Annotated in this window: 20 protein-coding genes; 12 read left to right on the top strand and 8 right to left on the bottom strand. The window is 49.6% G+C overall.

Annotated features, from left to right (window positions below; genetic code table 11):
• Nucleotides 1-70 precede the first annotated feature (70 nt).
• From ACN4EG_RS12825 to ACN4EG_RS12835, 3 genes are all read right to left on the bottom strand, one after another.
• Nucleotides 71-1174: a tRNA (guanine-N1)-methyltransferase gene (locus ACN4EG_RS12825; RefSeq protein ID WP_431629936.1), complete on the bottom strand. Its 1104-nt coding sequence runs from the start codon at nucleotides 1172-1174 to the stop codon at nucleotides 71-73.
• A gap of 62 nt (nucleotides 1175-1236) precedes the next feature.
• The gene (locus ACN4EG_RS12830; protein WP_431629937.1) at nucleotides 1237-2796 is read right to left on the bottom strand and encodes a pyruvate kinase; all 1560 of its coding nucleotides are present in this window, start codon (nucleotides 2794-2796) and stop codon (nucleotides 1237-1239) included.
• 136 nt (nucleotides 2797-2932) lie between these two features.
• Complete coding sequence (locus ACN4EG_RS12835) at nucleotides 2933-3922, bottom strand: CHAD domain-containing protein (RefSeq protein WP_431629938.1); 990 nt, start codon at nucleotides 3920-3922, stop codon at nucleotides 2933-2935.
• A 500-nt stretch (nucleotides 3923-4422) separates the two neighbouring features.
• Here ACN4EG_RS12835 and ACN4EG_RS12840 point away from each other — a divergent pair, with 500 nt between their 5' ends.
• Nucleotides 4423-5931 carry a DUF697 domain-containing protein gene (locus tag ACN4EG_RS12840; RefSeq protein WP_431629939.1) on the top strand — a complete coding sequence of 503 codons (1509 nt, stop codon included), beginning with the start codon at nucleotides 4423-4425 and terminating at the stop codon, nucleotides 5929-5931.
• A gap of 45 nt (nucleotides 5932-5976) precedes the next feature.
• On the opposite strand, the gene ACN4EG_RS12845 is transcribed toward ACN4EG_RS12840, so the two are convergent.
• Both ACN4EG_RS12845 and ACN4EG_RS12850 read right to left on the bottom strand, forming a co-directional pair.
• Nucleotides 5977-6822: a Uma2 family endonuclease gene (locus ACN4EG_RS12845; protein WP_431629940.1), complete on the bottom strand. Its 846-nt coding sequence runs from the start codon at nucleotides 6820-6822 to the stop codon at nucleotides 5977-5979.
• Between the two features lie 182 nt (nucleotides 6823-7004).
• Complete coding sequence (locus ACN4EG_RS12850) at nucleotides 7005-7988, bottom strand: phosphotransferase enzyme family protein (RefSeq protein ID WP_431629941.1); 984 nt, start codon at nucleotides 7986-7988, stop codon at nucleotides 7005-7007.
• Between the two features lie 553 nt (nucleotides 7989-8541).
• On the opposite strand from ACN4EG_RS12850, the gene ACN4EG_RS12855 reads away from it, so the two are divergent.
• Nucleotides 8542-9276, top strand: coding sequence for a GntR family transcriptional regulator (locus ACN4EG_RS12855; protein ID WP_431629942.1), 735 nt, complete (start codon nucleotides 8542-8544; stop codon nucleotides 9274-9276).
• Nucleotides 9277-9299: 23 nt separating this feature from the next.
• Here the strand turns inward: ACN4EG_RS12855 and ACN4EG_RS12860 are convergent, their stop codons facing one another.
• Together ACN4EG_RS12860 and ACN4EG_RS12865 are read right to left on the bottom strand one after the other, a co-directional pair.
• A complete protein-coding gene (locus tag ACN4EG_RS12860) occupies nucleotides 9300-10178 on the bottom strand; it encodes a metal ABC transporter permease (RefSeq protein WP_431629943.1) in 879 nt (292 codons plus the stop codon).
• Nucleotides 10179-10211: 33 nt separating this feature from the next.
• Nucleotides 10212-11090, bottom strand: a complete 879-nt coding sequence (locus ACN4EG_RS12865) for a metal ABC transporter ATP-binding protein (RefSeq protein WP_431629945.1) — start codon at nucleotides 11088-11090, stop codon at nucleotides 10212-10214.
• 222 nt (nucleotides 11091-11312) lie between these two features.
• On the opposite strand from ACN4EG_RS12865, the gene ACN4EG_RS12870 reads away from it, so the two are divergent.
• The 10 genes from ACN4EG_RS12870 (at nucleotide 11313) to sat (ending at nucleotide 20796) form a co-directional block, all read left to right on the top strand.
• Nucleotides 11313-12377: a metal ABC transporter solute-binding protein, Zn/Mn family gene (locus ACN4EG_RS12870; RefSeq protein WP_431629946.1), complete on the top strand. Its 1065-nt coding sequence runs from the start codon at nucleotides 11313-11315 to the stop codon at nucleotides 12375-12377.
• A 553-nt stretch (nucleotides 12378-12930) separates the two neighbouring features.
• Nucleotides 12931-13137, top strand: a complete 207-nt coding sequence (locus ACN4EG_RS12875; protein WP_431629947.1) for a hypothetical protein — start codon at nucleotides 12931-12933, stop codon at nucleotides 13135-13137.
• Between the two features lie 215 nt (nucleotides 13138-13352).
• Nucleotides 13353-14432, top strand: coding sequence for a 3-isopropylmalate dehydrogenase (gene leuB, locus ACN4EG_RS12880; protein ID WP_431629949.1), 1080 nt, complete (start codon nucleotides 13353-13355; stop codon nucleotides 14430-14432).
• 197 nt (nucleotides 14433-14629) lie between these two features.
• Complete coding sequence (locus ACN4EG_RS12885; protein WP_431629951.1) at nucleotides 14630-15166, top strand: hypothetical protein; 537 nt, start codon at nucleotides 14630-14632, stop codon at nucleotides 15164-15166.
• A 243-nt stretch (nucleotides 15167-15409) separates the two neighbouring features.
• Nucleotides 15410-15994 (top strand): low-complexity tail membrane protein, encoded by a 585-nt coding sequence (locus tag ACN4EG_RS12890; RefSeq protein WP_431629952.1) that lies wholly within the window; start codon nucleotides 15410-15412, stop codon nucleotides 15992-15994.
• A gap of 264 nt (nucleotides 15995-16258) precedes the next feature.
• Nucleotides 16259-16462: a hypothetical protein gene (locus ACN4EG_RS12895; protein WP_431629953.1), complete on the top strand. Its 204-nt coding sequence runs from the start codon at nucleotides 16259-16261 to the stop codon at nucleotides 16460-16462.
• A gap of 188 nt (nucleotides 16463-16650) precedes the next feature.
• A complete protein-coding gene (locus tag ACN4EG_RS12900; protein WP_431629954.1) occupies nucleotides 16651-17712 on the top strand; it encodes a permease in 1062 nt (353 codons plus the stop codon).
• Nucleotides 17713-17743: 31 nt separating this feature from the next.
• Nucleotides 17744-18217, top strand: coding sequence for a Tab2 family RNA-binding protein (locus tag ACN4EG_RS12905; RefSeq protein WP_431629956.1), 474 nt, complete (start codon nucleotides 17744-17746; stop codon nucleotides 18215-18217).
• Nucleotides 18218-18544: 327 nt separating this feature from the next.
• Nucleotides 18545-19420, top strand: coding sequence for an S-methyl-5'-thioadenosine phosphorylase (locus ACN4EG_RS12910; RefSeq protein ID WP_431629957.1), 876 nt, complete (start codon nucleotides 18545-18547; stop codon nucleotides 19418-19420).
• A 197-nt stretch (nucleotides 19421-19617) separates the two neighbouring features.
• Nucleotides 19618-20796, top strand: a complete 1179-nt coding sequence (sat, locus tag ACN4EG_RS12915) for a sulfate adenylyltransferase (RefSeq protein WP_431629959.1) — start codon at nucleotides 19618-19620, stop codon at nucleotides 20794-20796.
• Between the two features lie 233 nt (nucleotides 20797-21029).
• Here sat and ACN4EG_RS12920 read toward each other — a convergent pair whose 3' ends face one another.
• Complete coding sequence (locus ACN4EG_RS12920) at nucleotides 21030-21275, bottom strand: acetyltransferase (RefSeq protein ID WP_431629960.1); 246 nt, start codon at nucleotides 21273-21275, stop codon at nucleotides 21030-21032.
• Nucleotides 21276-21558 lie beyond the last annotated feature (283 nt).

The raw sequence follows: 21558 nt of genomic DNA on the forward strand, positions 1-21558 counted from the left end.
CCACTCTTATGGGTAGTCTTCAGGTCAACAGAAGAGTGCAGATGCAAACGATTCCTGGTCTTTCACAGAATTAAGTGAGATTTCTAGCAATTTCTACGCAGATTTTCAGAGAAGCATTGGTTTTAATGGCTTGTGGATCAATATGAGTATTGCTCGCCTGATATCCTGCATGAATTAATGCGTTGATTAACCGATCGCGAGCAGGAATATCCAACTTGCCGCGTCGCCCAATTTCGCCCAATGGAAAGTAATAGGGCGGGAGATTAGCCTCCGCTTGCATAATTTCCAGTAATGCCATGACCTTCAGCCAATGCCAGGTCTGCGCTAAATTTGCCATGGCTTGTACAAAGGCTCGATCGTGCAATGCCCCCACCCACAACGGCCCGGACACACTCATCGGCTGCGGCGGATGATGGTTTGCACAATGGGCACGACTGAGGTATCGCCAATCCAAGGTTTCATAGTGACCGCAATGGGAACAATAGCCCAGAAACCCATAGGATTTTGCTAAGTTCGATGTCTTAGGAAACACTCGAACCATAACGCGATAGGTTTGGCCAGAATACAGCGAAAATATGGGCTGAATACTGCAATGTTGTACAGCGGCTTGCTGGGCGATCGCACCTATCAAAATCCGCAATGCCTGTTCCTGGACTGAGGGATGCGATCTCGCATAGGCTCCATACAGTCGCAGACTTTCCTGGGGGAAGTGCCCAGAAACAATCCGGCCATCGGTACTGGTCAAGTACAGCAAACCACCATACTTCAATGCCTGCAGACTGGGGGCAAGTAAATCCGCCGGACTGCCAAAGCCATCAATGTCAATTAGGTCGTAGTAATCCCGATCGAGGGCACATTGCAAAAATACGCGATCGGCAGGTTCATGGGTGATGTGGTAGCGATCGGGCCCTAACACTGGTGCAAGGTTCTGTCGCAGCGTGTAATGCACCTCTGGATTCCCATCGTTGGCCCAGAGGTAGTCAGCCCCCGATTCTAAGGCGTAGCGCAGTATCCGTACCCCACAGCCCGTCATGGCATCTAATACCCGCAATTCCCCCGTTTGTTGCTTGTAAACGGCTGCAGCCAACACACCCAAATCCCGTGATCTTTGACTACTGGGGCGATAGAACGAGTGACCGATATTAAAGCTCGCTTTGCCTTCTTGTTGCATCATAGATCGTATTATGACGCAACCCTCTCCCAAAATTCCGCCCTCAAAACATTCTTGACAGACCTCTACCAAGAATGTAAAGCCCGTAACTGAGGCGTTTTCTTCATTTGGTGGTTTTCCATTCGTGTCAATACATCATCTAAAATCACAATCGCTTCCGCAATAAACGGGCCTTTATTTAACATGACACATTCCGCCCGTTCTGCCATTGCTGCGTCCGTCATTTCCCCACGGGAGGGCGCACCGTCTTTGACTAAACTCTCTAATACTTGAGTCGCCCAAATAACCGGGATATGAGCCGCTTCGCAAATCCAGAGAATTTCTTCCTGAATCTCGGCAAGGCGCTGATAGCCAATTTCAACAGCTAAATCCCCTCGGGCAATCATCACGCCAAAGGACTGTTTTCCTGCCGCATGAATCATAAGTTCCGGTAAATTGTGCACCGCGATCGCCGTCTCAATTTTAGCCACGATCGCGGGTCGCTGCGGTCGATCGCCCAGCCGCCGATCCAACTCCTGTTGCAGTAAATCAATATCTGCAGGTTGTTGAACAAAGGAATACCCAATCATATCCGCGTGGGTCGCCACAAAGTCTAAATCCTGCAAATCCTTAGGAGTCAAGGGGCTCAGCGGCAAGATGGTATTGGGGAAATTTAAGCCTTTTTCCGATCGCAGTTTTGCCCCCTTTGGTTTAGCATGAGTGACCTGTAGTAAAAGCCCGGATTGGCCATTTTCTAAGGGATAATTCGTTTCCACTACGCGAGTCCGAATTTTGCCATCGTCGATATAAACGGCTGTACCCACCGTCAGTAAATCTAAAATTTCTGGAACCGTACAACTAATTTGAAAGCGATCACTCGACAGGAGCGATTCGCCACCAGGCTTCTCAGCACCTATATTACCTTCTCGCGACAACACAATAAAATCCCCCGGAAACACTCGGTTACGATCGACTGGAGTCAGGACTTGGCCAGTCCGAATTTTTGGGCCACCTAAATCCATCATGACTTTACACATCGTTCCAGTTTCTTGTTCCGCCCGCTGTACATGGTCAATCATGGCCTGCCACAGATCAGCCGAGTCATGGGCACAGTTAATCCGCACACAGGTGGCTCCCCGGTAGACTATCTTCCGCACTAGGTCATAGTCGATCGCAGCTTCCGTTGGCAACGTCACCATAATCCGTACCCGTCTTTGGGAGCAGGGAGGGCCAAATAATTCGTTGGTACGTCGATGGAGCAAGCGATCGCCTTCAAAAAAGGAGTCCATCTCAGGATGCTTAATCGACTGAGCAGACTCCGGGTAACAAATGGCTTCTAATGTTGCAATCACGGCATCCAGATTGGGCCTGACGCGAGATTCAATGCGTCCTAAGGAGGATAAGCCCCAAGGCATGAGTGCTGTTTGTAAAGTTCGTAGGTCATATCGACGCAACGCTAGATACTCGGCTAAGTTTAGGGCACTGTCTAAAAACTCCGATCGTTGAATCTGCGATCGCCATTGGTTAAAAGTACATTGCCCTTCTTCAATAACCGCCTGACGCAGAGCCTTCAAAGTAAACAAGATTTCCTGGGGACTAGATAGATTGAGTACTCCAATCTTTTCTTCAATGCAATGCGCAATCATAGAAATTTCTCCTCAATGGGCGACTTCTGTTCAGTCACAGATATTTTTATGTTGAAAATTCTTGAATTCTCAAATTCTCAGAGTTCTATCAGTAGTGTTCCGTAACTATTCACCAAGATATTTTCAAGAAATCTCTCTACAATACAATCGGCGCTGACTCCAATGGATGATTGAATAACGAGCGCAGCGATCGTCGAAAGTCTAGGTTGAGATACTCTCGTTGTAGCGGTTGCCAATGGTACCAAAATTCTGTTTTTTCCTGTTGGATTATGTGCGCGATCGTCGGCAAGTCTTGCATCCAAGTTTCTCCTAATGTGGAGTTGAGAAACCCACAGAGAACCATCTGATCCTGAAGTGCGCCCAACCGATCTTGCATGGTTTTCCAGGCTTCAATTCGCTGCAGGTAAGTGGATTCATAAAAATCACTAAAAAACTCCGCCTGGTAGCGCACGCCTTTAATCACTTTCCGCAAGTCATGGAGTACAGTACTTCGTTGCTCGAGGTCACAGCGCAATGCTTCAATCTCTTCTAGGGGAATTAACTGGACTGCCCCTGCCTGCATCGTAGCCCCTACCAACCAGCCCGGGTGGAGCAACAATTGACACACCAACGGCAGCAGGAGATCCGGCAGGACTTGTACAACTGGTAAATGGCCCATTGGCGTATAGTTGGGCGTCTCAAGCCATTCCTGAATGGCTTGGCAGAGTGTCCGATAGCGATCGTCCTTAAGGATCGTTTTGAGCTCACGAAAACTTCTCCGTCGCCTTTGAGTTAAATGATGTAAAACTGGCTGGAATTTCGCGAGTTCCGCTGCTGGTAAAGCGGGTTGATAACGAGTCAGTAAGGTATCTTGCAAAACATCCAAATCCCGCGTTTTTCCGAGCCGTTTGGCAATCTTCCCGATCGATTGCTCACACACAACAGAGGGCAACACGATCGCAGAAGTAAACACCTTAATCGCTATTCTCAACCGACGCATTCCTACACGCATTTGGTGCAAAGGTTCAGAATCTTTATCCTTCAAAACTGCTTTTTCTTGATCCAAAAATCGATAGAAATTTTTTTGAATGATTTGGCACGCAAACTCTCCTAGGGCCATAGGGTGGGACAATGACTGCGATTTCATACGAATTCACCTCGCATGATTAGTTGTAATAGGTAACCAATCAGCTTAACAATTGGAATTTCACACTCCTATTGTCTCACGTCCCTTTTAGAAGAAGCATTTTGTAAGAAAAAATCAATTATTTAAATTACTTTGTTATATTTTATCGAATGATATTCGATTGGATTCCAGGATGATAGTTTGGGATAAATTAACATCATATTTAACATCCTTATTTTCACCCTATTTGCTTCTCTCTTAAACACTCTTTAAACTATTTTTAAATACACCTTAATTTCATTTAAGAAATAGCTTAACTCAATTGCCAAACAGTCTAATTTGATGATTAGAATTCGTTGGTATGTGTAAGGCATGAATCACAACGGAATAGATTTGCTAGAAGTGAAAGCGATGGTTTGCCATTTTCCAAGGAGTTCTAGCGTTGGAGTTCTAGCGTTCTAGTGTTCTAGGCTGCTTTACGGGGAGTTTCACCGGAGCTTGGCCGAGATGGATTTCCCTGAATGGATGTCCCTTCAGCCAAAGATTCGCCTAAGATAGAAACGATCGCCCCTCAGCGATCGCCCTATTCCTTTGCGCTAGAGTACCGATCCACCGTGGTTTCTCCGTCCTCCCGTCCCAATCCCCAAGATACCCACCTCAACCTTGCCCGTGCCAGTCTCCGGCAAACCGTCGTTACCTATTCCCAGCACCTGAGATCGGCGAAGAAGCGCATACCGAATCCAGGTCTGGAAACCCAGTTAGAAAGAGAACTAGCCCAACTGACTACCACGCTCAACAAAATTGATAATTACGTGGTACGAATTGCGGTTTTTGGGCTCGTCAGTCGAGGCAAATCGGCAGTGCTGAATGCACTTCTGGGGGAAAAAGTACTGGAAACTGGCCCCATTAACGGCGTCACCCAAAAGCCTCGGGTCATTGAATGGACACCGAAGGGGGGCTTTGTGCCTACGGAAAGTGCCTTAACAGCACAAAATACTAGCAAGGTGCAAATTGAACTGATTGATACACCGGGACTGGATGAGGTGGATGGCCAAACCCGCGCAGAGATGGCTCGAGATGTATCGCAGCAGGTGGATTTAATTCTTTTTATTGTGGCAGGGGATATTACGCGCACGGAATTCAAGGCTCTCTGTGATTTGCGTAAGGCCCAGAAACCATTACTGTTAGTGTTTAACAAAATTGATCTTTATCCCGATCGTCACCGTGGAGAAATCTACGAAAGTCTATTGGCGCTGGAGGGCTATGTGGGAGAGAGTCAGCAATTACGGCAATTGATTTCTCCTGAGGAAATCGTTCTGATTGCGGCTGATCCGGCTCCCATGCAAGTACGAGTCGAGCAGACCGATGGCAGTGTGAGCTATGAATGGGAAAAATTGCCACCTCAAATTGATGAATTGAAAATTAAAATTCTCACTTTATTAAATCGTGAAGGTCGATCGCTCTTGGCGTTGAATGCCCTCACCCAAGCGCGCGATGCAGAATTGCGCATGGCAGAACGGATTGTCAATGCCCGCAATGCCGAAGCGGAAACCTTAATTTGGAAATTTACCCGCTATAAAGCGATCGCGGTAGCCGCTAATCCAATTCCACTGCTGGATTGGCTAGGGGGAACCATTTCAGATGTAATTTTGATTCGGGAATTGGCAAACCTGTATGGCTTTCCCCTAACGCGCTACGAAGCCGGGAAACTATTAACCACGATCGTGGCCAGTTCTGGCGGTATGTTGCTCAGTGAGATTTGCAGTAGTATTTTTCTAGGGGCAGGTAAAACCGCCAGTGCTATTACTGCTGCGGAAAATCCACCGGGACTGGGAGCCTATGCAGGAGTTGCCGTTGCCCAAGCAGGAATTGCAGGATACGGAGCCTATGCTGTTGGACGTGCAGCCCAAGCCTATTTAGAACGGGGCTGCACCTGGGGCGATCGGGGAGCCAGTACCGTCATTCAGGAAATTCTCAATCAAGTGGAACCAAATACAATCATTTGGCGCATTCGACAAGAATTACTGTAGGGTTCTCCTACACCGTGCCTAGGTCATCATCGCTCTGCGATCGTATTATTCCGGGAGATTGTCGGGGTCAATTCCCTGCGATCGCAAGTAGGCTTCCAAACGGGCTCGGGCTTGTTGTTCTTGCATCACCCGTTGTTCTGCTTGTTCCTTGGCCTGCCGTTCTCGTTCCTTGGCCTGCCGTTCTTGTTCCTTGGCCTGCCGTTCAATTTCGGTTTCAGTCAGTAACCAATGACCTGCAGCATCACACCACCGTAACCAAGATTGCGGAATCCCGCGAAATGTCCCATGCCATAATCCCAGTCCTAGGCGAATTTCTGGTATGTAGATGAAGGGATTTTCAGGCGCGATCGCTTGTTCAGTGTAACGGCCATTCACTAACCGAAAATAGCGCAATTGATTGGTCTCTTGTTGGAAAACAATGTAGTTGGGAATTTGCAGGATTTGTTCATACACCGTGAACTTGCTCGGGGGTTTGCCCGGTTGTTGAGTCGGTAAGGGTCTAGCCGCAAATGGCCCTAAATCTTCTGCCTCCGTGCCAGGAGAGAGAAACTCAATCACCATCACCGGATTCACAGTCTCATCCCAGGTGACATAGCTAGAACGGGTGGTTTTACCCTGATACAGACGCGGCACACCAATCACAAGAAACCAATCTGGGCGCTTGTACCAGCCGGTATTACTGGGGTCGTAGTAGAGGTTGAGGTCAAAGGCGTAAAAGACTTCACTGGCAGCGTAATCCGTTAGACGTAACGTTTCGGCCAACAATTGCGGCTGTAGACCATGAAATTCGTCGGGCAATCCGGGCTCCAGAGGATCATCACTAGGGAGGTCATGCATGGTCGGCAAAGCATCCATGCAAGGCAGCACTTTGGTGGCAATCGGTTGCGTCATCGGCGAACTCTTCCTTAGCTGCGACACCCCAATTCTAGCACTGGGCAATGAATGTAGTCGATCGCCTAACCTAGCTCTGTCAAGCCAAAGTGAGCTAGGTGGATTCAACCCCGATGGTCATTCGCGGCTATTTCCGTTAAACGATCAGTCATCTTTCAAGGGCTACTATGAGATTAATTTTTCTAAAATAAATAGCAGTCATTCGATCGAAACATTTTTAACTGTTCTAGACGTTGATGAAAATAGTAATCATCTAAGCGGCAGTAATTATTCCATCGGGCATGGGTTAAACTGATCGCCCACGACCAAATAAAGGCCATTTGGGTCAGGCTACGGATGGCTTCCAGTTCAAATGGCTCTAAGGGCTGAACTGATTGGTAACCTGCTAAAAATGCTTGCCGAATCGATCGACTGGTTCCTGCGGTTAAAGCAGTTTTTAAAAACTTGGCAATTTCAAACGATCGCCAACTGTACCCACATTGGTCAAAGTCAAACAACGTCATTTGTGTATCTGACGTAAAATGGGCATTCCCGCTATGGGCATCGCCCCAGCACACAACCCAGTAGGGCGACTCCCTGGAATAATTCTGTAACTGCTGGTGGATCCGCGCTGATGCATCCAGTAAACAAGCGCGATCGTCCGCTGGCAAAAAGGGTTCAATGGCTGCAACAGAGTGATCCAGCAAATAGTTCAAATCCAAAACCTTGGGTTGCCCACTGGGCTGGAACGCTAAACTAGTGTGGTGTAATTTCGCGACCGTTGCCCCTAGGTTTTGGCCCTGAGTGGTATTTAAATCTCCGAGGGGAACCTGTCCCGGTGCATAGATGAAGAGTGATGCATAACGGGGGCCTTCCGGAGCCTGAATTTCCACTGATAACTGCCCCTCGATCGTCCGCAGAGGATAGGCAATGGGAAACCGTTGTCCATGGAGAAAGTCCAGAAACTCTAGCTCAAAATTAATTTCTGCTCGCGATCGCCAATGGTTATGGGATACCCGCAGCACATATTGACTATCCAGCGTTTCCACTACATAGATATCGCTTAAGCCTCGGTGCCAAAACTCACAACTCTGGATCGGCGCGATCGCATAGCGCGATAAAACCAGATCGGAGAGTGCATCACAGGCTAGCGTTGAATAGATAACCGGAAACACGGCAACAACCATAGATATTTCGTTAGAGAAGCAGGATAAATATTGTCTAGGGTCTGTAGTATGACTTTTTTAATTTAGGGAATTCAAGGAGAAATCAATAACTGGATATTATTGTTAGTGCTCTCTGATACGAAAAATGTGTCATAAGCAACGGTTTCAAAATTTTTCTGTTAAAAATATGACGATCGTGCATCAAAATCTTGCTATTTGCGACAATGCATTGATGGACTTAGTAGGTAATGATACTAATTTCACAATTCTGGATACATTCCTCGGATGAGTGACTGTAGAGCGACCCTAGACAAACTTCTGTTGTAATAAGGTATTGCAATAATCTGTATAGATGGAATCTGTAGGAATCTGCTAAGAAATAACATCCCCAATTCATCCACCCCCTCCTCTCCTATCCATCCCCTTGGAATTTTATTTGTACGCCGTTCCCTCACGCCTGAAAATCCCGAAAAATCCCTTGTTTCTATTCCAATTTTGACCTTAATTCCTTACGATTCATTTGTGGAGGAATTTTATCCTTCTAAATTTCTTGACAGACCCCTAGGCGGCTACCATGGCTTTGGCTCGATCGCGCTTGGCATCCCTGCCATTACATCAACAAATTTCTGAACAGCTGCGATCAGACATCGAAGCGGGGGTCTATCAACCCGGCGATCGACTGCCCAGCGAAGCCCAACTGATGACGCAATTTACCGTCAGCCGCATCACCATCCGACGGGCGATCGCCAACCTTGTGCAACAGGGCTTAGTTCAGTCCCAGCATGGCAAAGGCGTTTTTGTGTCTGCCCACGATCGAGCTATCTATTCCCTCTCCAGCCCCTTCGTCTGGTTCAACGAAGACATGGTTCGCCAAGGCTTAACTCCCTACATCCAGACCCTGGTATTTAAAGCCGTCCAGCCACCGGAAGCCGTGCGCCAAACCCTAGCCCTACCGCCGGACGGGACTCACGTTTACCTCCAGAAAAAGTTCCTCATGGTCAATCAAGTCGCCGCTGCCTTGGATATTACCTACCTCGTCCCGGATTTAGGCAAAACCTTCGCAGCGGAACTGAAGCGAAACATGACGTTTCCCGTCTTGGAACAGCACGGAATCAGCGTCGATCGCATCGATGCCTTGCTCTCTTGTCGTCAAGCGGATTCAGAAACTGCCACTGATTTGGGTTTACCCCTGGGCAGTCCTATCTTGGTTTATCACCACACAGCCTATAGCGGCGATCGCCCCATTCTCTATGGAGAAACGCTTTCCAGCGGCGATCGTCTCGCCTATTCTGTCACTTTAAAAAAATAAGCCCGACTTTCAGGATAGAGGCTTTACAGAGCATCCGTGGGGGGCAAACGCCGATCGCGCCACTGTTCTGTCAAAATGCCATGGCGCGGACTAAACAGCATCGCTAATAGGAAAAAGCTGGAAATCACCAACACGATCGCAGCACCGGACGGTAAGTTAAAGAAATAACTTAAGTACATGCCACTCACACTCGCAATCACTGCTAAAACCGCTCCAATCATCATCACTTGATGCAATCGAGGAGCCAACAGGTAAGCAGTCGCGCCTGGGGTAATAAGTAACGAAAGCACCAGCACGACTCCAACCGCTTTCATACTGGCTACGATCGTTAAAGCAATCAACACCATTAAGCCAAAATTCAACCACTGCACCGGGAGTCCTGTCGCTTGGGCTGAGAGTGGATCAAAAGTGTAGAATAATAATTCTTTGTAAAGCGCGATGACTAAAACGATCACAATCGCAGCAATGATTGCGGTATCTCGTACATCCTGATGGGTTACTTGAAGAATATTACCAAAGAGAAAGTGATTTAAGTCAATTTTATTATTCTTCTGAATAACTGTAATCAACGTAATACCCAACGCAAAAAAGGAAGACAGCACAATGCCCATAGCCGCATCTTCCTTAATCGGAGATCGGGTTCGAATCCAGGTGATTGCCACCGTACTGAGAATTCCAGCAATAAATGCACCGACAAATAAGTTAGTTCCCGTCAGAAACGCGATCGCTAATCCCGGTAGTACGGAATGGCTAATGGCATCGCCTAGGAGAGCCAACCGTTGTACCATCAGGTAACTGCCCACCAGCGCACAAATCACACCGACTAAAATCGCGACAATTAACGATCGCTGCATAAAGCTATATTGCAGCGGTTCTGCCAAGGCATTAAAGAAGTCCAACATCACACAGCACTCTAACAGGAAAACGCCACTACATTAGGCAGCTTGAGGTAACTGGAAAAAACTGCCATAGGCTTGGTGTAAATTCTCCGGCGTCATGACCGTCGCTCGATCGCCCTGGGCAATGAGACGCCGATTGAGTAACAGCAATTCATCAAACTGATTCAACGATGCCCCCAAATCATGGTGCACCACCAAAATCGTCTTGCCGTCTTGGGTCAATTCCCGCAGCAAATCAAAAATAATTGTCTGCGTTTTCTGGTCAACCCCCACAAACGGTTCATCTAGTAAAAATAAATCTGCCTGCTGTGTCATCGCCCGCGCCAGAAACACCCGCTGCTGCTGTCCGCCGGAAAGCTCCCCGATCGAACGATCGCGATAGTCCACCATACCCAGTCGTTCCAAGGCATCCAGGGCAATGCGGCGACTGGATGCACTAATCGGACTGAGCCACCCCGCCGATCGAATCCGCCCCATCAACACCACATCCCACACCGTCGCAGGATAGGCCCAATCAATCTGACTGCGTTGCGGCACATAGGCCACGCGATGGCGCTGCTGCTGAAACGGTTGACCATCGTAAAATACCTGACCGGAAACCGTGGGAATCAGCCCTAAAATGCCCTTCATCAGGGTACTTTTTCCGGCCCCATTGGCTCCCAGAATGCCCAGCATCTTACCCGCTTCCAGGCCAAAACTCACCTGTTCCAGAGCCACCACATTGCGGTAACGCACGGTCATATCGTCCACCCGCAGGATGGGTTTGAGCCGATCGTGATTTCGTTCCGCTCCTGTGGGATCAGCATAGCTCTGGGATTTTGTGGGCAAACCGACCAAAGGCCGTTGTCCAGGACGATGGGAATGGGAAGCCGAGGAACGGTTAGTAGTGGGGTGGAACCAGGGAAGAGACAGCATAGCGGTAAATGGGGATCGCAATGGTGAGGATGACCGATTGGGAGAAAAGCCCAGGGATTCCGATCGAGAAATCTAGGCTATTGACCCCAATCTAGAAAGTAAAAATGAAAGGATTATGAAAACCTAATTCCAATGTAGCGCAAAAAATGAAAGGATTATGAAAAGTCATCGTCAATGTTTTCCAAATCTCTGTTTTCCAAATCTCTGTTTTCCAGAATCTCTATGTCATCTCCTCTGCCTTCTCGGTTTCAGTCCTCCGTGCATCTTGCGCCAGGGATCGCACCAGGCTCTGCACGATCGCTCACTCTCCCATCTCACGCCCCACGATGGACCAGACGATCGCTGTTGGGTGTGATGGGTAGTCTCCTGGCAATCGGATTGGTAAGCTGTCGAATCACCGGATCCTCACCCCAGGAACCCCGTAAGCCCAGGGTGGTCGCGACCAGCACGATTTTGGCAGACTTGACCCACCGCATTGGCCAAGATGCAATTGACCTCCAAGGCATTCTGAAACCGGGGGACGATCCCCACACCTACGAGCCGATCCCCCGCGATACCGTAACCTTGGAAAAAGCTGATCTCGTGCTTTACAACGGCTATAACTTGGAGCCGGGATTGATTCGTCTGATGCAAGCCAATGCCCTGAAAGCTAAAAAAGTGCCCGTGGGGGAAGTGGTTACCCCCCTAAAACTAGATAAAGAAGGTGAACGGGTACCTGATCCCCACGTTTGGGGTAATGCTCAAAATGCCATGCGTATGGTCACCGTGATTCGTGATGAGTTAATCAAACTCCAACCACACAACCGCGATCGCTTTACCCAAAACGCCCAGGCTCTGCTGTCTGAACTGCAACGCCTCGATCGCTGGATCGCCGCCCAAATTCAAACGCTTCCCCCCGAAAAACGCAAACTGGTCACCACCCACGATGCCTTTCAGTACTACGCCCAAGCCTATGGATTAACCGTCGTCGGCACCTTGATCGGCATCAGCACCGAAGAACAACCTAGCGCCCAAACGGTCAAGCAATTGGTGCAAGCAATTCGATCGTCCGGTGTCCCAACCATTTTTGCGGAAACGGCCATTAATCCTGCGCTGATTGAAACCGTTGCAGAAGAAGCCAAGGTTCAATTAGCAGAGAAACCGTTGTTCGCAGATTCGATCGGCGTTCCAGGGGAAGCGGGCGATTCCTACGTGGACATGCTGGTTGTCAATACGCAACTTATTGTTCAAGGACTGGGAGGAACGGTGCAAGAATTTCCGCAAGATACTCCCAGAGATACACCCTAAGGTAGACTTCCTTGCATTTATAAAGGTGTTCTAATTTACTGTATTCCAAATGGATTGGGACAAGTTGCATTATTTGAACCCTTAGCAGTCCATGTCTTCACTAACCTTTGCTTCACTTAATAATCCTTTGCTTCATTGCTAGACTTTCCGATTCAATAACTATCATTTTGTTGTTGTCCTAGTGATTTCTCCCGGTTCTAAATTAACTTCTCACTACTTCTTGCTACAACATTGCCTGTTGTTGTGAGTAACATTGCCTGCAATTTATTGGATTTCATGCAGTCTCTAGGCGCAGTCTCTAGGCGCAGTCTCTAGGCTAAGCGTAGTCTATAAGTACCGTGGACAGTCAGCATAGTAGATGGCTTGGTAGACAGCTTGATTTGCGAACCATGAATAAATTGCATCTACTCTGGGAGTTCTGAACATGTTGATCTTGACCACAAAACAATTAGAAAGCCAAAAAATCCCCTATCGTGGTAAATCTCGACTCGAGTTTGGGGGCCAGGTGTTTCATCGCGGTGAAACTTTGTCAAGACGTGTGTACTCTGTTGCGATGAATCTCTGTCGCGAAAGTCAAGCTCAAGGGGTGGATTGCCTGCTGGTTGAGCATGAGGAACATGTCACCATTTGGCGCGAAGTAGACAGTCCCCGTAAGTCGGTGCCAGTAGATACCCGCCTGGATTCCTTTATTTTCAATGAGCCGGCTGATGCAAAAGCCGAAAATCCAAAACCTGTGAAGTGGTTCGCCAAACGATCGTAAATGATCGGGATCGGTCATCACGATCGGTCATCACGGTTTCATCCTCGGTTACCACTGACCTTTGCCATCTCTAGGACGCCCCTCACGCTCCCCACGCCTACGCTACACTGACCAATTTTGAAATCTTCCTAATGTTTAAATCGATTGCTTCTAGGATCCCTTTTCCTCTAAGGTGAAGAACGGAGAATTTTGCGAAGGATCTGCGAAGGACAATCATGGCAAGCTACCGCATTACGCTGCTTCCTGGAGACGGCATTGGCCCTGAAATTATGGCGATCGCGGTTCAGGTGCTAACGCGCATTGGTGAAAAGTTTAATATCACGTTTGAGTTTCAGGAAGCACTCGTCGGTGGAGCGGCCATTGATGCGACGGGCGAGCCATTGCCCGCTGCTACCCTGGAAACCTGTAAACAAAGCGATTCCGTCCTGCTAGCGGCGATCGGCGGCTACAAGTGGGATACCCTGCCCCGCCACCAGCGCCCAGAAACGGGACTTCTCGCCCTCCGAGCAGGATTGGGCCTGTTTGCCAACCTGCGTCCGGCCACGATTCTGCCCCAGTTGGTGGATGCATCCAGCCTCAAACGGGAGATCGTCGAGGGTGTGGACATCATGGTGGTGCGGGAACTGACGGGCGGCATTTACTTTGGGCAACCGCGCGGCGTCGTAGAAACTGAAACAGGCGAAAAGCGCGGGTTTAACACCATGGTCTATAGCGAATCGGAAATCGATCGCATCGGTCGCGTGGCCTTTGAAGCGGCCCAGAAACGCCGCAAAAAATTATGTTCCGTAGACAAGGCTAACGTGCTGGAGGTGTCGCAACTGTGGCGCGATCGCATCACAGCCCTGGCAGCGGACTACCCCGACGTGGAACTGACCCACATGTACGTGGACAATGCCGCCATGCAGTTGGTGCGCAATCCCAAGCAATTTGACACGATCGTCACGGGCAACCTATTTGGCGACATTCTCTCCGATGCGGCAGCCATGCTGACGGGCAGTATTGGCATGTTGCCCTCCGCTAGCTTGAGTTCTGCGCGACCGGGATTGTATGAACCCGTCCATGGCTCGGCTCCCGACATTGCCGGACAGGACAAGGCCAATCCCCTGGCTCAGGTGCTCAGTGCGGCGATGATGTTGCGCTATGACCTGAATGAAGCGGCAGCGGCAGAAGCGATCGAACAAGCGGTAGTGACTGTCCTCGACCAAGGCTATCGCACCGGAGACATCATGTCTGAAGGAATGATTGCGGTCGGCTGTAAAGGCATGGGTGAAGCCCTCCTCGCCGCGATCGGGTAGTTCCCCATCGCGATCGGGGATTGCGGGGAAGTGAGAGTTTATCGATCGGAACCGATGTGAGTCGATCAATAGGTTGATCAATAGATCGGATATTGCTGAAATACTCCGTAAATGCCACCGAAACATGGTCGCGACACTGTGTTAAATCGTCTGCATAAGCTGTGTTGTATCCGTAGATATACAGGGGTGGTTACTCTGTGACCGTTTGTTCACGCTATTCACCCCTGAAAATCATGAAGATTCACAACATCAAAGGATTACTTTTGGTGACAGCCATTGTCGCTTGTGGGGTTGCCGTGGCACCCTCAGCCCAAGCTGCCGATCTACCCACAATTACCGTGGTGGGCCAACGCCCTAACACGATCACCCTGGACAGGCTAAGGGAGTTGCTGAACCCATTTTCTTGGGGATCCTCAGATTTTGGGGATAGCATACAGGAGCCCGGTGGAGAAGGGACGGCTTCAGAGCCAACGGTGGTGAGTCTACTGATTACGAATGACATGTTGAATGGGTGTGCTGCTTCTCCCCAAACCCGAGCCCAAGCAGTTTCGACGGCATTGTCTGCTGATGTAAAGTACAACCCCAACACGGCCCTTGTTTTGGGAACTGTTGTCGATGTCAGCTTTGGGGTCAATGCCTACGGCGGGCGGGCCGTTGAACAATTTACGATCGTCGCGATCGCCAATAATGTGGTTACTGTAAGCGCAGTACCTGGATCCTATTCCTGCAACTAGAGCATTAACCCTTAAGCATTAACCCTTAGGAAGAGGGGAAGGTCATCTCCTCTTCCCTAAAACAGCCTGCACCTAGCAATCTGGAAATCCTGACAAACCCTAGGCCCCGATCGCGAACTCGCAAACCAGGGCTGACTCGTAAACAATCACGAACAATGCCTAGCCGCTCCACTCGAAACAGGGGATAATCAGACCCAACTAATGTGTTCTTTGGGATACGGTAACGCTTCAAGTCCCGTGCATATGAATCGATTTTGGCTAGACCCCTATCTGTGGATCCACCTATCTGGAATTGTTGTGGTTCCGATCGCGCTTTTAGGCTGCTGGATTGCTTTAACGGCTGCACCGCCCAGCTTTTCTTCGATCGTAGAATTCCTGCTGATTTTTCTGATCGGCGTTCTGCCCATTCTTTGGATGCAATGGCAAAAGCCGTTTTATATTTACAGCATCTTAGTGATTGCAATCAATCCTGATGACCTCACCCCCAATCAACAGAAGATTTTGACCCTGTTTGAAAACTGCCGCAATCCACTGCTGTTGATGCTAGGCGCGATCGGTCTAGGCGTTCTATTGTGGCAGATACAGGCTGGGGCACAACTGGTCCCGCCGATCGTGCCGTTACCTCAAATTTTTCGATTACCCGCTGCCGCGATCGCCTTTTTTATGGCGACCCTGTTTTTAGAAGTTCCGCTCAGTGTTCTACGAGTCATGCTGGCAGGAGAAGATACATTTCTCAATGCACAGCCCCTCGCAATACACACTATCAGGCAGAAATTTACCATTGTGGGCCTAAAAGTTAATAAAATTCTTCCCACGACATCAGCGTAAAACGCTAGGATCATAGAGAAGTTTGTCTACAAAATGTTGTTCAGAATACAGCCATTTGGTAGGTTTTAGCCGATCTTGAAGAAAGGTTAAACAAGATTTGCAGTCATCACGAGTTTGTTTAGTAGCTGACCTTGACTAGTAGCTGACCTTAGCCAATTAGATTCTTCAATTTCATTGACCGATCGCGTTTCCATCAGATTCTTCCGTCAGACGCTTGTAGGTTCTCCCGTTCGCTGTCTTCCTCACGATTTATTTAAGGTATTTATGGCTAGTTCTCCCATGTCCAACCCAGATAAAGATCTCTCTGACGCGAAAGTTTGGGATAGCCTCAAACGCGCGATCGCGGATAGTTCCGGCTTTCAACGTTGGCGGATCGATCGCAGCCAAGACCAACGCTTGCAATCCGTGAGTTTAGATTTTCTCGTCCATATGTATTTAAGAGAAACGTTGGAAACGCTGGCTTATTAGTCCAATTCAAACCTATTTTGGCAAAATCCAGCAATTGGACAACAGTAACATCAATTTCTGAGCCCCTAAGGTTATTTATACCTTGGGGGCTCAGCATGATCAGGCCACCCTTTGCAGAAACCATTTGGATCGTCTCCCGATTGCGCTATGATCCCTAAGCTATCCTCTCCTAGGTTTGTAGGGCTGTAATGTATCAATTTAACAGCGCTTTCACCCTGTTTCTCAGCTTGATCGTAGAGGCTATGCCTTTCCTGTTACTGGGGGTTCTCTTCTCAGGATTGCTCCAATTTTTTGTCAGCGAACGAAGATTGGTAGCCTTACTGCCCAAAAATGCGTTCCTGGGATCCTTGGCAGGCAGTTGCATCGGTTTTTTGTTTCCCGTCTGTGAGTGTGGCAACATTCCCGTCGCACGGCGACTCTTGATGCAAGGCGCACCCGCTTCTGTCGCGATCGGATTTCTCCTAGCCGCTCCGGTGATCAACCCCATTGTGATTTGGGCAACTTGGGTGGCCTTTCGAGATCAACCGGAGGTCGTGTTTCTGCGGGTGGGATTATCCCTGGCGATCGCGACGCTATTAGGCTGGATCTTCAGTATTCAAAAAGATCTGCGGCCTTTTTTGCGCCCTGTCATTGCCGCTGCCATCACCGCCCGTCAGGAACGCCGTACCCAGGAACCGCCCTCTACGCCAAGCTGGAAAATCCTGGAAACCAACAAACCTCAAACCACCAGTCCGCTGTTAGGGTCTGGGATGTTTCTGCTCGGCCAATCCAACCAGCCGTTACCCACCGGAGACGCGATCGCCCTTCAAGCTGCCTTCACCGATGTTGTTAAGCAACCCTTGTCTCTGCGGCTGCGGCTGTTGGTTGAGGGAATAGCGCAAGAATTGCGGGAACTGGCGGGAGTGTTGATTTTTGGTAGTGCGGTGGCAGCGCTGTTGCAAACCTTTGTACCCCGCGAATGGGTTTTGAGCTTAGGACAAGATCCCGTTACTTCCGTCCTCGCCATGATGTTGCTGGCGGCGTTGGTGTCGATCTGTTCCACCGTAGATTCGTTTTTTGCGCTCTCCTTTTCTTCCTCGTTTACGACGGGTTCTCTCATTTCCTTCCTCGTCTTTGGCCCCATGATTGATCTGAAAGGGGTGGGGCTGATGTTGACCATGTTCAAACCGAGGGCGATCGTTTACCTGTTTGCGATCGCAGCCCAGTTAACCTTTATTTCCGGCATGGTTCTAAACTTCTACTTTGGATAGGTTTTGATCGTGAAGTTGAGGAGTATTACCCATGCTGAATCCGCCTGTGCCCATTCCAGAAACCCTATGGGGCGATCGCTGGCGATTTGCCAGTATCTTGGCTGGAGATTTTTGGGATCTATTCCTCGATCGGCCCATTCCGCTCTCTTTTTTGCCGGAAATCCACGCCCCGTTACGGGTAGGGCTAGCCTCTAGCCAACCATTGCCCGGTGTGGTGATTAACGGGGGGCGCAAGTCGATGCCCTTGGCACGCTGGTTAGCGGGGGTGGAACCGATCGCAGTCAACTACGTGGCGGGGGAACTGGATGGCGTGATTTTGCGGGCGGGGGAACGCGATCGGCATATTCTCACCACGGTGGCCGATCCAGAGGTGCGATCGGCGGGGGAAACGTTCATGGAACGGAAGCAGGCGGCTGAGGGCTTACATTTCCTGCTGATCCAACCCGATGATAGCGGTATGACCTACACCGGGGTTTGGCTCCTGCGCGATCCGGTAGAATCCTAGGTGCAAAATTCAGACTTGCCCTAGAACCCTGCAACCTGTACCCTAGACGCTGTTCGATTTGCGCGCGCTGGCAACTTTTTCACTCAGACACACCAAAACTTAGTCCCACTGAAACGTAGACCCAATCAACTGGTGATTGCAAGCCATAACGATCCCCCTAAATCCCCCTTAATAAGGGGGACTTTGAAAGAATTTGACTGAATTCCCCCCTTTTTTCTGGCGCAGCGGCGCGTAGCGCGGGGGCTAGTGGGGATCGGATCTGTAGCATTCATTAATCAATTTGGTTATCAGTCACACCGAAACTTAGTCCCACTGAACCTTAAACCCATGGCACAGGATATCAAAATTGGCATTATCGGCGGCAGCGGCCTCTACAAAATGGACGCGCTCAAAGATGTGGAAGAAGTCACGGTGGAAACCCCCTTTGGTGCACCCTCCGATGCGCTGATTGTGGGCACCTTGGAAGGAACCCGCGTCGCATTCCTGGCTCGCCATGGCCGCAACCATACGCTCTTGCCAACGGAACTACCCTTCCGCGCCAACATCTACGCCATGAAAAGCCTCGGGGTGGAATACATCATCTCGGCCTCGGCGGTGGGTTCCCTCAAGGAAGCGGCCAAACCCTTGGACATGGTGATTCCCGATCAATTTATCGATCGCACCCGTAACCGCGTATCTACCTTCTTCGGCGAAGGCATTGTCGCCCACATCACCTTTGGCGATCCCGTTTGTCCTAAACTGGCGAACTTGCTGGCGGATGCAGCGGAAAGCCTGACGATCGAAGGCATCGATATCCATCGGGGCGGCACCTACGTCTGCATGGAAGGCCCTGCATTTTCGACCAAGGCGGAGTCGAACCTGTACCGCAGTTGGGGTGCAACGATTATCGGCATGACAAATTTGCAGGAAGCAAAACTAGCGCGGGAAGCCGAAATCGCCTATGCCACCCTAGCGCTGGTAACGGACTACGACTGCTGGCACCCCGACCACGACAGCGTGACCGTGGACATGGTGGTCGCCAATTTGCATAAAAATGCCACCAACGCCCAAGCGGTCATCAAAGAAGTGGTGCGGCGCTTAAGTGCGGATTTGTTTGAATCGGAAGCCCATTCCGCCTTAAAATACGCCGTCCTCACCCCCATGGACAAGGTACCCGCCGCCACCAAGGAAAAGCTAGCACTCTTGCTGCAAAAGTACACTTAGAGATTTGCCGAAAAAGAACATCCCCGGTTCACCCTCCTACCCTCTTACTCTCCTACCCTCCTACCCTTCCCCTCAGCAATCAACCTGCCTTCATCTCACCCCGATCGCCCCCCAGGTGTTTTCACGAGAGCTTTAGGGGTGGGGTAAGACTCTGGTAGGATCAAAGCTTGCAATGAGTTGAAATCCCTAGAGAACCCATGGCCAAGTATCACCGTCCAGACAGCATTGCTCCCCACGGTGGGGAACTGATTAACCGCATCGCCACTGAAGCCCAAAAAGCAGAATTTCTCAGCAAAGCAGACTTTCTGCCCCGGATCACCTTGGATGAGCGGGCCATTTCTGACCTGCACATGATCGCGATCGGTGGTTTCAGTCCGTTGACCGGATTTATGAACCAAAAGGACTATGACAGTGTGGTGGTGGATATGCACCTCACCAATGGTCTGCCTTGGTCGATTCCGATTACGCTGTCTGTGACGGAAGAGGTAGCAGCCCCTTTGGAAGAAGGCAGCTATGTGCGTTTGGATGATGCCTCCGGACGCTACATCGGGGTGCTGCAACTGACGGAAAAATACACCTACGACAAGCAGAAGGAAGCCATCAACGTCTATCGCACCGATGATGAAAAGCATCCCGGTGTGGCGGTAGTGTATCAACAGGGCAATGTCAACTTGGCAGGCCCCATTTGGCTGCTAGAACGGGATGACCATCCCCTGTTCCCGAAATACCAATTAGATCCGGCTGTGTCTCGTCAGGCGTTTTTGGATAAGGGCTGGCATACGATCGTCGGCTTCCAAACCCGCAACCCCGTACACCGCGCCCATGAGTACATTCAGAAGTGCGCCATGGAAATCGTGGATGGGTTATTCCTGCATCCGCTCGTGGGTGCCACGAAGGAAGATGACATCCCCGCAGACATCCGCATGCGCTGCTATGAAATCCTGATCGAAAACTACTATCCCAAAGATCGGGTGATTTTAGGGATTAACCCTTCAGCCATGCGCTATGCGGGACCCCGTGAGGCGATTTTCCACGCGCTCATCCGCAAGAACTATGGTTGCACCCACTTCATCGTCGGTCGTGATCACGCGGGTGTGGGCGACTACTACGGCACCTTCGATGCTCAATACATTTTTGATGAGTTCGATCCTGCGTTGATCGGCATTGTGCCCCTGAAGTTTGAACACGCCTTCTACTGCACCGTGACGAACACCATGGCGACAGTAAAAACCAGCCCCAGCACCCCAGAGCAACGGGTTCACCTATCTGGAACCAAGGTGCGGGAAATGCTGCGTCGTGGCGAATTGCCGCCGCCGGAGTTCTCCCGTCCCCTCGTTGCAGCAGAACTAGCTAAGGCAATGAAAGTGCAGGGATAGGCAGATTGTCCCACGATCGACGTAATCGATTAACTGACGATCGAGTCACCCATTGATTCAACCATAGGAAATTGATTCAACCATAGGAAAAGGGAGCAGCAAAACTGTTCCCTTTTTTGCATCGAGGCAAGTTGAATTGACAACCGATTAGCGATCGTTCAATACCATGCTCAATACACAGCATTGCTCAATACACAGCATTACCCAATGCCATGACTCGATTGATGCGATGACTAGGCTTTGACAGCAAACTTCGCTTCCGGTTTAGCCATCTGTTCCCGGTAGTGGGAATTAATCCAACAAGCAGGAAGCGCTTCACCCGATGGGAAAACCATTTCCGCCTTCAAGAACGGGAACGGATCTTGCATTTCTTCTCCAGCATGCCGTTGCCCAGTAATTTCCGGTTGGAATGGATCGAAGAGGTCGGGAAGGGTCAGCACTTCAACAAGCGTACCTGTCGGTTTATGCATCAAGAACATAGGAACCTCCGAGGTTTACACAGGATCTACTTACATCCTAAAACACCCACCAAAAGCCGACCTAGTCCGCAATAGATCGCAATGTTCTAGGCTGCTCTAGAAGCACGATCGAGTCGGCAATCCCATTCTTTAATCAATTAGTGAATGAATCAAAAAAATATTCAATACATAAAATGGAGTAAAGAATAACTATTCTCAGATTAACAACAAGATAGTCAATAGACGTGTTGGGAAATAATGGATAATGTGAAGCAGTAGCCCAGAGCCTTCTCATGCTGAATCT

This window comes from Alkalinema pantanalense CENA528 (assembly GCF_050753345.1).
Lineage (GTDB): Bacteria > Cyanobacteriota > Cyanobacteriia > Leptolyngbyales > Leptolyngbyaceae > Alkalinema > Alkalinema pantanalense.

Excerpts from the sequence above, each read along its gene's own strand:
- ACN4EG_RS12825 (WP_431629936.1), bottom strand. The coding sequence starts at position 1,174 with ATGATGCAACAAGAAGGCAAAGCGAGCTTTAATATCGGTCACTCGTTC.
- leuB (WP_431629949.1), top strand. The coding sequence starts at position 13,353 with ATGGCAAGCTACCGCATTACGCTGCTTCCTGGAGACGGCATTGGCCCT.
- sat (WP_431629959.1), top strand. The coding sequence starts at position 19,618 with ATGGCCAAGTATCACCGTCCAGACAGCATTGCTCCCCACGGTGGGGAA.
- ACN4EG_RS12845 (WP_431629940.1), bottom strand. The coding sequence starts at position 6,822 with ATGACGCAACCGATTGCCACCAAAGTGCTGCCTTGCATGGATGCTTTG.
- ACN4EG_RS12865 (WP_431629945.1), bottom strand. The coding sequence starts at position 11,090 with ATGCTGTCTCTTCCCTGGTTCCACCCCACTACTAACCGTTCCTCGGCT.
- ACN4EG_RS12905 (WP_431629956.1), top strand. The coding sequence starts at position 17,744 with ATGCTGAATCCGCCTGTGCCCATTCCAGAAACCCTATGGGGCGATCGC.
- ACN4EG_RS12875 (WP_431629947.1), top strand. The coding sequence starts at position 12,931 with ATGAATCTCTGTCGCGAAAGTCAAGCTCAAGGGGTGGATTGCCTGCTG.
- ACN4EG_RS12855 (WP_431629942.1), top strand. The coding sequence starts at position 8,542 with ATGGCTTTGGCTCGATCGCGCTTGGCATCCCTGCCATTACATCAACAA.
- ACN4EG_RS12870 (WP_431629946.1), top strand. The coding sequence starts at position 11,313 with ATGTCATCTCCTCTGCCTTCTCGGTTTCAGTCCTCCGTGCATCTTGCG.
- ACN4EG_RS12850 (WP_431629941.1), bottom strand. The coding sequence starts at position 7,988 with ATGGTTGTTGCCGTGTTTCCGGTTATCTATTCAACGCTAGCCTGTGAT.
- ACN4EG_RS12920 (WP_431629960.1), bottom strand. The coding sequence starts at position 21,275 with ATGTTCTTGATGCATAAACCGACAGGTACGCTTGTTGAAGTGCTGACC.
- ACN4EG_RS12895 (WP_431629953.1), top strand. The coding sequence starts at position 16,259 with ATGGCTAGTTCTCCCATGTCCAACCCAGATAAAGATCTCTCTGACGCG.
- ACN4EG_RS12835 (WP_431629938.1), bottom strand. The coding sequence starts at position 3,922 with ATGAAATCGCAGTCATTGTCCCACCCTATGGCCCTAGGAGAGTTTGCG.
- ACN4EG_RS12900 (WP_431629954.1), top strand. The coding sequence starts at position 16,651 with ATGTATCAATTTAACAGCGCTTTCACCCTGTTTCTCAGCTTGATCGTA.
- ACN4EG_RS12840 (WP_431629939.1), top strand. The coding sequence starts at position 4,423 with ATGGATGTCCCTTCAGCCAAAGATTCGCCTAAGATAGAAACGATCGCC.
- ACN4EG_RS12910 (WP_431629957.1), top strand. The coding sequence starts at position 18,545 with ATGGCACAGGATATCAAAATTGGCATTATCGGCGGCAGCGGCCTCTAC.
- ACN4EG_RS12830 (WP_431629937.1), bottom strand. The coding sequence starts at position 2,796 with ATGATTGCGCATTGCATTGAAGAAAAGATTGGAGTACTCAATCTATCT.
- ACN4EG_RS12860 (WP_431629943.1), bottom strand. The coding sequence starts at position 10,178 with ATGTTGGACTTCTTTAATGCCTTGGCAGAACCGCTGCAATATAGCTTT.
- ACN4EG_RS12890 (WP_431629952.1), top strand. The coding sequence starts at position 15,410 with ATGAATCGATTTTGGCTAGACCCCTATCTGTGGATCCACCTATCTGGA.